The sequence below is a fragment of the Acidovorax sp. IB03 genome, from assembly GCF_016406015.1.
Lineage (GTDB): Bacteria > Pseudomonadota > Gammaproteobacteria > Burkholderiales > Burkholderiaceae_C > Acidovorax > Acidovorax temperans.
In genome coordinates this window covers 41992-53234 of the sequence record NZ_JAEFCH010000027.1, presented here as the reverse complement: position 1 = coordinate 53234, position 11243 = coordinate 41992, and the positions used below count along the sequence as shown (strand labels likewise).

General features: G+C 67.8%; 8 protein-coding genes. 2 read left to right on the top strand and 6 right to left on the bottom strand.

Annotated elements, in window-relative coordinates; all coding sequences use genetic code 11:
• Positions 1 to 78 precede the first annotated feature (78 nt).
• On the bottom strand, positions 79 to 912 hold the full coding sequence (locus tag IHV84_RS14380) for a tetratricopeptide repeat protein (protein WP_198847372.1): 834 nt from the start codon (positions 910 to 912) through the stop codon (positions 79 to 81).
• A 269-nt stretch (positions 913 to 1181) separates the two neighbouring features.
• On the opposite strand from IHV84_RS14380, the gene IHV84_RS14375 reads away from it, so the two are divergent.
• Positions 1182 to 2555 (top strand): hypothetical protein, encoded by a 1374-nt coding sequence (locus IHV84_RS14375; RefSeq protein WP_233100030.1) that lies wholly within the window; start codon positions 1182 to 1184, stop codon positions 2553 to 2555.
• 4 nt (positions 2556 to 2559) lie between these two features.
• Here the strand turns inward: IHV84_RS14375 and pdeM are convergent, their stop codons facing one another.
• The 5 genes from pdeM to IHV84_RS14350 all read right to left on the bottom strand — a co-directional run bounded on the left by pdeM (position 2560) and on the right by IHV84_RS14350 (position 9329).
• On the bottom strand, positions 2560 to 3297 hold the full coding sequence (gene pdeM, locus IHV84_RS14370) for a ligase-associated DNA damage response endonuclease PdeM (protein WP_198847371.1): 738 nt from the start codon (positions 3295 to 3297) through the stop codon (positions 2560 to 2562).
• 68 nt (positions 3298 to 3365) lie between these two features.
• On the bottom strand, positions 3366 to 6158 hold the full coding sequence (locus IHV84_RS14365) for a ligase-associated DNA damage response DEXH box helicase (protein ID WP_198847370.1): 2793 nt from the start codon (positions 6156 to 6158) through the stop codon (positions 3366 to 3368).
• Positions 6155 to 7843, bottom strand: a complete 1689-nt coding sequence (locus IHV84_RS14360; protein ID WP_198847369.1) for an ATP-dependent DNA ligase — start codon at positions 7841 to 7843, stop codon at positions 6155 to 6157. The genes IHV84_RS14365 and IHV84_RS14360 overlap by 4 nt, the downstream gene beginning before the upstream one ends.
• Complete coding sequence (locus tag IHV84_RS14355; protein ID WP_198847368.1) at positions 7840 to 8901, bottom strand: ligase-associated DNA damage response exonuclease; 1062 nt, start codon at positions 8899 to 8901, stop codon at positions 7840 to 7842. The genes IHV84_RS14360 and IHV84_RS14355 overlap by 4 nt, the downstream gene beginning before the upstream one ends.
• A gap of 209 nt (positions 8902 to 9110) precedes the next feature.
• On the bottom strand, positions 9111 to 9329 hold the full coding sequence (locus IHV84_RS14350; RefSeq protein WP_198847367.1) for a hypothetical protein: 219 nt from the start codon (positions 9327 to 9329) through the stop codon (positions 9111 to 9113).
• 321 nt (positions 9330 to 9650) lie between these two features.
• Here IHV84_RS14350 and IHV84_RS14345 point away from each other — a divergent pair, with 321 nt between their 5' ends.
• Positions 9651 to 11237 (top strand): ABC transporter substrate-binding protein, encoded by a 1587-nt coding sequence (locus tag IHV84_RS14345; protein WP_198847366.1) that lies wholly within the window; start codon positions 9651 to 9653, stop codon positions 11235 to 11237.
• Positions 11238 to 11243: the final 6 nt, after the last annotated feature.

The window sequence follows — 11243 nt, the reverse complement described above, 5'->3', positions numbered from 1 at the left end:
ACTGTACAAACAACAAAGACCCCGAAGGGCCTTTGCTTAACTTACTGGCATTGCCTCTTTCGAAGCCCTTGCATCCCATCAATCCTCACCTCGCGCCCGTGACTCGCGCGCCTTGCGCGCCCAGTAGCGGGACTTGGCCGCATCGCGGGCCACGCCTTCGCCGCGTGCGTACATGACAGACAGGTTTTGTTGCGCATCGGCATCGCCTTGCTCGGCGGCCTTGGTGTACCAGTGCACGGCCTGCTTCTTGTCTTGAGCCACGCCCTCGCCGTCGTCATAAGAAACCGCCAGGTTGAACTGTGCGCGCACATGGTTTTGTGCAGCCGCCTTGCGGTACCAGGCCACGGCCTGCTGGTGGTCTTGCGGCACGCCTTCGCCTTCGTCGTACGCCACACCCAGGTTGTATTGCGCGTCAGAGTCGCCCTGGTCCGCCGCCTTGCGGTACCACTGCGCGGCCATCTGGTGGTCCTTGGCTACGCCTTCGCCCTTGTCGTACGAAACGCCCAGGTTGTACTGGGCCTTGGCCAGCCCCTGGTTGGCGGCCTGGGTGTACCAGTACACCGCCTGTTCAAAGTCCTGCGGCACGCCCTCGCCGTCGTCGTACGAAACGGCCAGGTGGTATTGCGCATCGGCATGGCCTTGTTCGGCGGCTTTGCGGTACAGCGCGGCGGCCTTGGCGTGGTCTAGCTGAACGCCTTTGCCAAAGTCGTGCATCAGCCCCAGGTGAAATTGCGCCTCGGGGTCGCCTGCCTGTGCGGCGGGCTGCAGTTCTTTGGCCGCCAGGGCGAACTGGCCCCGGTCGTAGGCGCGCACGCCTTCGGCGGTGTCGGCCCAGGCCGCGCCGGCCAGCAGCGCGGCGCCCAGGCAGGCTGCAGAAATCCAGGGAAGAAAACGTGAACGTTGGAAGTGCATGGTTTGAAGCGGCTTGGCGCTCCTCGCGCTGCCGCGTTGTTGTGAAGGATGTGAACGCCCTGGTGTTGCCACCCGCGCACGCTGGCAGGGCCCTGTGGCTGCGGCGTGGTGGAAGTGTGCCCGCGCCGTGGCGTGGCGGCGCAGCGGTTGCCAACCGTTACATGCGCAGAAGCGCCCTGTGTTGCCCGGGCGCAGCGCATGGCGTGGTTTGACGTGCATGGATGTGCTCCCTACGATGGCCCTTCTTCCCGCACCCAGGAGCCGCTCCCATGCCTTCACCCCATTGGATTCCCCCTGCCGCCAGGCGCTGGGCCTGTACCGGAATCGCGCTGGCCGCCGCCGCCTGCGCACCCTTGTCGCCCAAGCCTGAGAAAACGTCAGAAGCCCCGCCCGTGGCTGCGGCCTGCCCACCGGCGCTCGCGGCCCTGGCCCGCTGCCTGGCGGGGCAGGATTCTGCGGGGGCCTACTACCTTATTGCCATGCCCCGCCAGTGGAACGGCCACCTGGTGCTGCACGCCCACGGTGGGCCAGCCCTGGGCGCGCCTCGGCCCGAACGCTCGGCGGCAGACCTGGAGCGCTGGGCCATCATGGTCAAGGCCGGTTATGCATGGGCGGGCAGCACCTTCCGCCAGGGCGGCGTGGAAGTGCGCGCTGCGGCGGAAGACACCGAACGCCTGCGGCAGATCTTTGTGGGCCATGTGGCGCAGCCGCGCCGCACCATCCTGCACGGGCAGTCGTGGGGTGCCAGCGTGGCGGCGCGGGGGGCCGAGATGTTCACTTCCACAACCCAAGGCCAGCGCCCGTATGACGCCGTGTTGCTCACCAGCGGTGTGCTGGCCGGGGGCTCGCGCTCGTACGACTTTCGCACCGACCTGCGCGTGGTCTACCAGTACCTCTGCAACAACCACCCCCGGCCCACTGAGGTGCAGTACCCGCTGAACATCGGCCTGCCCGCTGATGCCACCCTGACCCAGGCCGACTTGACTGCGCGCGTGAACGAATGTCTGGGGCTGGACAAGCCCGCATCTGCCCGCACGCCAGAGCAACAGCGCCGTGTGAAGGTGATCACCGACGTCATCCGTATTCCGGCCAGTTCCATCCAGGGCCACATGAATTGGGCGACGTTCCACTTCCGCGACGTGGTGCAGCACCGCACCGGGGGCGCCAGCCCGTTTGGCAACGAAGGCGTGCGCTACCGGGGCTCTGATGACGATGCAGCGCTGAACGCCGGTGTGCTGCGCTACCGGGCTCACCCGTCAGCGCTGGCCCGCTTTGCGCAAGACACCGACCCCACTGGCCGCATTCCGGTGCCGGTGCTCACCGCTAAAGGCATCGACGACGCGACCGCGTTCGTGGAACTGGATGCCGCTTTCAAAACCACGATGGAGCAGGCGGGCACCAGCGGCCATCTGGTGCAGACCTTCACGCGGCACAGCAGCCACAGTTACCTGAGCGACCCGACTTACCCCACGCTGATGGCGGCCCTGCTGCGCTGGGTGGAAGAGGGCACCCGGCCGACGCCCGCCAGCATTGCCAGCGAATGCCCGGCGCTGGAGGCCACCTTTGGCAAGGGCTGCGCTTTTGTGCCGGAATACCGCCCTGCGGCGCTGAACACCCGCGTGCCCGAAAGGACGTCGCAGTAATCCATCAACCGCCGGGCACCTGCACCACCCGCGTGCCGGCAATGGCATAGGCCTGTGCGCCCGCGGGCAGGGCGTTGGCGTGCGTTCCGGTGAAGGCGCCGAATGCGGGCAGTACCAGCAGCCCTGGTGGCCCCGGCAGCCATGCAAAACAGGGTAGGCGCATGCGGTCTCGCGCCGGGCCGTGCAGCACCACCGAGGGGTGCAAATGCCCCGCCAGCACGGTGTGCCCCGCCACGGCCTGCGGGTGGTGCGCTGCCCGCAAGGGCACGCCAGGCACTGGGGCCCAGGGCTCTTCCTGCAAGGCAATGTTCAGGTCAGCGGGCGGGGTGCCCGCATGGCGGTCATGGTTGCCCAGCACCAGGTCCATGGCCACTTGCGTGTGCCGCACCCGCCAGGCGCGCAGTTGCTGCCACAGGGCGGGTTGCGCGCCGCCGCGTGCATGCAAAAAGTCGCCCAAAAACACCAGCCGTTGTGCGCCGGTGGTGGTGAGCAGCGCATCCAGCCGGGCGATGTTGTCGGCCGTGGTACCCGTGGGCACGGGCTGGCCCGCATGGCGAAAGCTGGCTGCCTTGCCAAAGTGCACATCGGCCACGAACAGGCTGCGGGCCTCGGGCCACCACACGGCGCGCCCTGGCAGCAGCCACAGCACTGTGCCGCAGGGCAGCGTCAGGGGGCACGCGCCCGCTGGATTGGCATGTGTGGGCGGGCTGGGCGTGGTGGTGTGCGATGTCAGGGCAGCCATGGAGCGCCGAGCATACCGACGGCGGTGGCTGTGTGTGCCGGGGTGGCGCAATGGCCCCGGCTGCAGGGTCAGAACCCGTGCCGCCCCCGGCGTGGGCGTTTGGGGCGGGCGCGGGCGGGCAGCTCGGGCGCATCGCGGTGCAGGTCCCAGTGGGTGGTGTCGCGCGTTGGTGCCAGGTGCGTGCCCATGGTGTTGTCTGCGGCCACTTCCAGCGCCTGCACCATGCGCTCCAGCCGGTCGCCCAGGCTCTCGGTGCTCAGCCGCTCGCGAAAGCGCTCCACCATCAGCGGCAGGGCAAAGGGCGTGGGGCGCTCCAGCGTGTGCACCGACAGTTGCTGGCCCTTCATGCGTTGCAGGGTCTGGGCCAGGCGGTCAATGTCCAGCTCCTGCACCAGCAGCTCGGCGCGGGCCTGGGCCAGTAGCAGGTTGTCCGGGTCGTACTGCGCGAACACGTCGTAGTAAAGGGACGACGAGGCTTGCAATTGCCGGCTGCTGCGCTGCTCGCCGGGGTGGCTTTGAAAGATAAGCCCGGCGATGCGCGCAATTTCGCGAAAGCGCCGGCGCGCCATCTCGGTGGCGTTCAGGCTGGCCAGCACCTCGGCTTCCAGTCCTTCCCCCACGGCGCTGTGCGTGGCCTTGCCAATCAGGTGTGGCAGCAATGCGGGCCAGTCCACGGGTTTGGCCGACAGCAGCTCCAGCCCGTAGTCGTTGACGGCAATCGAAAATGTGTTGGGCACCTGCTGCGATGCGCGCCACGCCAGCAGGCCCGCCAGCCCCAGGTGCACCAGCCGCCCGGCCAGCGGGTACAGGTACAGGTGCCAGCCCTCGCGCGTGTGCAGCACCTCAGCCACCAGGCGGCTGGGTGTGGGCAGGGCCGACCACGCATCCTGCAACGCCAGCAAGGGCTGCGCGCAGCGCATCTCGGGCGATGCGAACACGCCGCGCTCGGCCTGCTCCAGCTGGCGCAGCATGGCATCGGCCAGCGTGTTGGACAGCGGCATGCGCCCGCCGTTCCAGCGCGGCAGCGCAGCGCTGCCTTTGGGGGCCGTGCGCACATAGGCCGTCATCTGCTGCGTGCGCACCAGCTCCAGCAAGCGGCCGGCAAACATGAACACATCGCCGGGTTTGAGGCGCGCGATGAAGCTCTCTTCCACCGAGCCCAGCTTTCCGCCACTGACGAACTGCACCTGCATGCTCGCATCGCTCACGATGGTGCCGATGTTGCTGCGATGCCGCCGCGCCAGCCGCGCATCGGGCATGCGCCACACACCGTCCTCATCCGGCACCACCCGATGAAAGTCCGGGTAGTTGGCCAGCGATGCGCCGCCCTGGCGCACAAACTGCAGCGCCCATTGCCAGTCGTTGTCGGCCAGTGTGGCGTAGGCCGGGGCACGGCGCACCTCGGCCAGCAGCGCATCGGGCACAAAGCCGCCACCCAGGGCAATGGTGACCAGGTGCTGTACCAGCACGTCCAGCGGCGCGCGGGGCGTGTGCCGGTCTTCAATGCGGCCTTCGGCCAGCGCCTGGCGGGCGGCGGCGGCCTCCACCAACTCCAGACTGTGCGTGGGCACCAGCGTGATGCTGCTGGTGCGCCCCGGCGCGTGGCCCGACCGGCCCGCGCGCTGCACCAGCCGCGCGACGCCCTTGGCCGACCCGATCTGCAGCACCTGCTCCACCGGCAGAAAGTCCACGCCCAGGTCCAGGCTCGATGTGCACACCACGGCCTTCAAGGTGCCAGCCTTGAGCCCTGCCTCGACCCAGCCGCGCACTTCGCCGCTGAGCGAGCCGTGGTGCAGGGCAATGGTGCCCGCCCAGTCGGGCCGCGCCTCCAGCAGCGCCTGGTACCAGCGCTCGGCCTGCGAACGGGTGTTGGTGAAGAGAAGTGTTGCACCACCCCTCGCATGCCGGTTGCCACTTGCCATCGCCCCACCTCGCGGCGTTGCAGTCCTTGCCAATACTTGCGGTATTGGCGGCGGACTGCGCCTTGCGCCGTGGGCCGGTGGCGGCGTGCCATCTTCGGCATCCGAAGGGTGCTGCAACACCAGCGTCGACGCGGTGGCTTCGATCGATTGCACCACCTGCGGCAGCAGCGACAGGCCCATGTGCCCGGCCCAGGCAAAACGCTCCACGCGTTCGGGCAGCAGCACCTGCACCTGCAGCGCTTTGTCGATGCGGCCCTGCACCAGCAGCGGCTTGGCGCGGCGCGGCGCACGCGGGGGCAGGGCGGGCACCAGGGTGGCCAGTGCTTCGGGCAGGTTGCCCAGCGTGGCCGACATGCCCCACACCAGCAGGCGCGGGTTCCAGCCCGACAGGCGCGCCAGCGCCAGTTGCACTTGCACGCCGCGCTTGTTGCCCACCAGCTCGTGCCATTCGTCCACCACCACCAGTTGTACGTGGGCCAGGCGCTCGTGCGCGTCGGCGCGGGCCAGCAGCAGCGACACGCTTTCAGGCGTGGTGACCAGCACCGTGGGCAGGCGCCGGTCTTGCGCGGCGCGCTCGCCGCTGGCGGTGTCTCCTGTGCGCAGGCCGCTGCTCCAGTGCGGGGCCAGGTCGGGCAGGGGCTCTTGCAGGGCGCGCAGCGAATCGGCCGCCAGCGCGCGCATGGGGGTGATCCACAGCACCGTGAGCGCCGGGGGCTTGTTTGCTTCTTTTTTAGGAGCTGCTTGCGCACTATCCACGGGCGCCAGAGCCGAAAAACGCTCCAAAGCGCCGAGCCACACCGCATAAGTCTTACCCGCGCCGGTGGTGGCGTGCAGCAGGCCCGAGCGGCCCTCGGCCATGGCCTGCCACACCTGTTGCTGGAAGGCGAACGGCTGCCAGCCACGGGCGGCCATCCAGCGCTTTGCGGCCCCTTCGCTCATGCGCTGCTTTCTGGCAGCAGCGCGGCCAGCGTCTGCAAGGTGTCGGCCTCAGCCACGGGTTTGTCTTGCCGCCAGCGCAGCATGCGCGGAAAGCGCACGGCAATGCCGCTTTTGTGGCGCGGGCTCTTCGCAATGCCTTCAAAGCCCAGCTCGAAGACCTGCGTGGCCTCCACGCTGCGCACGGGGCCAAAGCTCTCGCGCGTGGTCTTGCGGATGATGGCGTCCACCTGCGCAATCTCGGCGTCCGTCAGGCCCGAGTACGCCTTGGCAAAGGGCACCAGTTGCCGGTCGGGGTCGCCCGGTGGGCCGTTCCACACGGCAAAGGTGTAGTCGGTGTACAGGCTGGCGCGTCGCCCGTGGCCGCGCTGGACGTAGATGAGCACCGCGTCCACGCTCATGGGGTCGATCTTCCACTTCCACCACACGCCCACGTCTTTGGTGCGGCCCACGCCGTAGTGGGCGTCGCGGTGCTTGAGCATGAAGCCCTCGGTGCCCAGACTGCGCGCAGCCTCGCGCTGGCGGGCCAGGTCTTGCCAGTCAGCGCCTTGCAGCAGCGGGCTCAGGCGCAGCGCAACCGCAGGGGTTTCGCCGATGGTGGTGGAGGGCGGCTGCAGCAAGGCCTCCAGATGCGCACGCCGGGCTTGCTGGGGCTGCTCACGCACATCGTGCCCCGCATGTTCCAGTAGGTCATAGGCCACCAGCACCACGGGCAGTTCGCGCAGCAGCTTGGGCGTTAGCGTCTTGCGGCCCAGGCGTTTTTGCAGGTCTGCAAAGGCGCGCGGAGCGGGTTCGCCGGGCAGCCACACGAGGATTTCGCCGTCGATCACCGTGCCGTCTGGAAGGCTTTGCAGCGCGGCGCTGGCCAGTTCCGGGAAGCGGTCGGTCACCAGTTCTTCGCCGCGCGACCACACCCATACGGCCCCGGCGCGCCGCACGATCTGCGCGCGGATGCCGTCCCACTTCCACTCTACCTGCCAGTCTGCCACCGGGCCCAGCAGTGGGGGCATGTCGGCCACTGGCTGGTTGAACGGGTGCGCCAGAAAAAACGGGTAAGGGTGCCCGGCAGCGCCATCGGTGGCTTGGCCTGCATCGCCTTCGGCTGGCGCCACCAGCGCGGCGTAGTCGGCGGCCTGCGGCTGGCGGCCGATTTGCGTGTAGCCCATCAGCCGGTGGGCGATGCGCTTGGCGTCCAGCCCGCTCACGGTGGCCAGTGCCTGCGTGACCTGCAGGCGCGACACCCCCACGCGGAAGTTGCCGGTGATGAGCTTGAAGTACACCAACCGCTGCTCGGGCGCGAGCATGTTCCACTGCGCGCGCAGGTGGGCGTCGGCTTCATCGGGCGGCAGTGCGCGCAGTGGCAGCAGCTGTGCCATCCACTCGGCCAGCGGCACATCAGCGGGCGCGGCGGGCGGGGGCAGCAGCAGGGCGATGGTTTCGGCCAGGTCGCCCACGGCCTCGTAGCTTTCGTCAAACAGCCATTCGGGCAGACCCGCAGCCTGTTGCGCCAGGGCTTTGAGGCGCTTGGTGGGCACCATCTGGCGCGGCTTGCCACCGGCCAGAAAGTACACGGCCCAGGCCGCATCGCCAGGGGCGGCCACCCGCAGGTAGGCCACCAGCGCGGCCAGCTTGGCCGACTGGGCGGTGGTCGCATCCAGCGCCTGGAAGAGGGCGGCGAACTGCTTCATGGCGCGGCCTCGGCGGCAGTGGCGCTGGCCGGCTGCTCGGCCGCAGCGTCCGTGTCGTCTTCGTTGTCGTCCCCACCGTACTCGGTGGCGAACACCTGCGCATCCAGGCCTTGCTCGCACAGCCAGCGCACCATCACCTCGGTGCTGCCGTGGGTGACGATGATGCGCTCTGCCCCCGTGGCGCCAATGGCCTTTTGCAGGCCGGGCCAGTCGGCGTGGTCGCTCATCACGAAGCCGCGGTCCACACCCCGGCGGCGGCGGGCGCCGCGCACCAGCATCCAGCCGCTGGCAAACGCGTCGGAGTGTTCGCCAAAGCGCTTGAGCCACGGTGTGCCAGCGGCCGAGGGTGGGGCGATCACCAGAGCGCGGCGCAGGTCGGCCTTGGTGATTTGCGGGTCCGTCACGCGGTGCGTGGGCGGCAGCGGCACACCGGCTGCGCGGTACACGGCGTTGAGCGGCTCTACCGCGCCGTGAACCACGATGGGGCCAATGCTGCTATCCACCCCGTACAGCAGGCGCTGTGCTTTGCCAAACGCATAGGCGTAGAGCACGCTGGCCTTGCCCGCCGCGGCATTTGCGGCCCACCAGGCGTTGATGTCGGCAAACAGCACGGGCTGCGCAGGCCAGCGGTAGATGGGCAGGCCAAAGGTGGATTCGGTGATGAAGGTGTGGCAGCGCACGGGTTCAAACGGCGGGCAGGTGCCGTCGTCTTCGAGCTTGTAGTCGCCCGAGGCCACCCACACCTGGCCTGCATGCTCAATGCGCACCTGGGCCGAGCCCAGCACATGCCCGGCCGGGTGCAGCGACACCGTCACGCCCTGGTGCGTGATGGCTTCGCCGTAGGCCAGGGTCTGCAGGGTGATGTCTGCGCCCAGCCGGTTGCGCAACGTGCCCGCGCTGTCGGTGTGGGCCAGGTAATGGGCCGAACCGCGCCGGGCGTGGTCCGAATGCGCGTGGGTGAGCACGGCGCGTTCCACCGGCCGCCAGGGGTCGATGTAGAAATCACCCGCTGGGCAGTACAGCCCCTCTGGGCGCAGGACGACAAGATCGTTGGGCATGGTGACGGGGCGCAGCGCGCAGCCGCGCGGGGCATGGCCGGGCAAGGCTGCAACCGGCCAAGCCATCGTAGCCGCCGCTGCGCCGCCGCGTGTGGGCCAGCGCCGATTCTTGGTGAAGGTGCGCGGATATGTACGCGAACAGGTACGCGCACAGCCCCCGTGGGTCCCTCGCTTGCCTCAGGCGGGGGAGGGAGTCTGGTTCGCGGCGTTTATTGGCTGTCAGCGGCCGAGGCAGCGGCTTCCGTGCGCTGCGTGGCCTCGGCCAGGCCCGCTTTGATCTTTTCGGCCTGCGCTGTGGCCTGCTTGGCTTGCTCGGCCTGCAACTTGGTGGCCGTGACGGCGGTGCTGGCCACCTCGGCCCCGCAGGCGGTGAGCACGCCGCACAGAAGGGCCAGGAAAGCGCTGCGGTGCAAGCTCAGGGGTGTCATGCGTAACTCCGTGGAAAAAAGCGGTGTGGATTGTGTTGCGGATTGTTGCTACTGTTTTAATAGCTGCCTGCGCAATCAGGGTAAGCGCTACAGGGTATTTTGGTGCATAAGCCCTGCACGCCGCTCGCCCTGCGGTGTGCAGTGTAGCCGGGGGCGCAGCGCAGCGGTGGCGCCTACCCCAGCGTGGGTTTGCGTGCAATCAGCTACCTTGCCAAGACACATTCTTGCCACACTGGGCGTGCAGGGGCTTGGGCGCTGGGGCGGGCTGCTGCATATTCAGCGTTCCTTTCATTCAATCCTCCTTACCAAGGAATTGAGGCTATGCAATTCAAGCGCTCTGTGCTGACGGCGGCGACCGTCGCCCTGGCAGCCAGTGTTCTGCCCGCCATGGCAAAACCGTTCAAGTGGGCTGGTTCCAGCGATATCCAGACCATGGACATCCATTCGCAAAACAGTGCCCTGGGCAACGGCATCCACGGCGCGGTGTACGAGTCGCTGGTCATGTTCAACAGCCGCACGTTGAAGGTGGAACCGGTGCTGGCCACCTCGTGGCAGCAGGTCAGCCCCACGCAGATGCGCTTCAAGCTGCGCCAGGGCGTGAAGTTCAGCGACGGCTCTGCCATGACGGCGGACGACGTGGTCTATTCGCTGCAACGCGCGATGAGCAAGACCTCCACCTACGCCATCTACACCCAGGGCATGGACCGCATTGCCAAGGTGGATGGCGAGACCATCGACATCTTCTTGAAGAACCCCAACCCCGTGCTGCTCAACCAGCTGACCGAGCTGCGCGTGATGAGCCGTGCCTGGGCCGAGAAGCACAACTCGGTGGAGCCCAAGGACATCAAGGGCAAGGAAGAAACCTACTCTCACCGCCACGCCATGGGCACCGGCCCGTTTGTGCTGAAGGAATGGGTGCCTGACCAGAAAATCGTCTTGACCGCCAACCCCCACTGGTGGAACGCGGGCAAGACCGAAGGCAACGTCACCGAAATCACCTACACCCCCATCAAGTCCGAAGCCACGCGCATTGCCGCGCTGCTGTCGGGCGAGGTGGACATGGTGCGCGACACCAGCATCCAGGACCTGGCGCGCATCAAGGCCAACCCCCAGCTCAAGGTGATGGAGATGGTGGAAAACCGCACCGTGTACCTGGCGCTGGACCAGTTCCGCGACGAGCTGCCCGGCAGCAACATCAAGGGCAAGAACCCGCTCAAGGACCTGCGCGTGCGCAAGGCGCTGTACCAGGCCATCGACACCGCCGCGCTGCAGCGCGTGACGATGCGGGGGCTGTCCAAACCCACCGGCGCCATCGTCTCGCCCCTGGTCAACGGCTGGACAGAAGCCGTGGACAAGCGCCTGCCTTTCGACGCCAATGCCGCCAAGGCGCTGCTGGCCGAGGCGGGCTACAAAGACGGCTTTGAGGTGGACTTTGCCTGCAGCAACAACGCCATCATCCAGGACGAAGAGCTGTGCCAGGCCATCACCTCGATGTGGTCGCGCATCGGCGTCAAGGCCAAGCTGCGCACGCTGCCCGCCGTGACCTACTACCCCATGGCCCAGCGGCACGAGGCCAGCATTGCGCTGCTGAGCTGGGGCGTGCCCACGTTCGATGCGCTGTACACCCTGCAGTCGCTGGCGCGCACCAAGACCACCGGTGCCGATGGCAGCTACAACCTGGGCCGCTACAGCAACCAGCGCATGGACTACATCGTGGACCGCGTGAAGACCGAAACCGACCTGCCCGTGCGCAACCGCCTGCTCACCGAAGGCCTGCAACTGCACAACGACGAGGTGGTCCACATCCCGCTGCACAACCAGATGCTGGCCTGGGCCATGAAGAAAAACGTGGAGCTGGTGCAGCGGCCGGACAACCGCATTGACTGGCGGCTGATAAAAGTGAACTGAGGCTGT

What these genes read in the sequence shown, in the direction of transcription:
- IHV84_RS14350 (WP_198847367.1), bottom strand. Translation starts at nt 9,329, where the DNA reads ATGACACCCCTGAGCTTGCACCGCAGCGCTTTCCTGGCCCTTCTGTGC.
- IHV84_RS14365 (WP_198847370.1), bottom strand. Translation starts at nt 6,158, where the DNA reads ATGAGCGAAGGGGCCGCAAAGCGCTGGATGGCCGCCCGTGGCTGGCAG.
- IHV84_RS14380 (WP_198847372.1), bottom strand. Translation starts at nt 912, where the DNA reads ATGCACTTCCAACGTTCACGTTTTCTTCCCTGGATTTCTGCAGCCTGC.
- IHV84_RS14360 (WP_198847369.1), bottom strand. Translation starts at nt 7,843, where the DNA reads ATGAAGCAGTTCGCCGCCCTCTTCCAGGCGCTGGATGCGACCACCGCC.
- pdeM (WP_198847371.1), bottom strand. Translation starts at nt 3,297, where the DNA reads ATGGCTGCCCTGACATCGCACACCACCACGCCCAGCCCGCCCACACAT.
- IHV84_RS14375 (WP_233100030.1), top strand. Translation starts at nt 1,182, where the DNA reads ATGCCTTCACCCCATTGGATTCCCCCTGCCGCCAGGCGCTGGGCCTGT.
- IHV84_RS14355 (WP_198847368.1), bottom strand. Translation starts at nt 8,901, where the DNA reads ATGCCCAACGATCTTGTCGTCCTGCGCCCAGAGGGGCTGTACTGCCCA.
- IHV84_RS14345 (WP_198847366.1), top strand. Translation starts at nt 9,651, where the DNA reads ATGCAATTCAAGCGCTCTGTGCTGACGGCGGCGACCGTCGCCCTGGCA.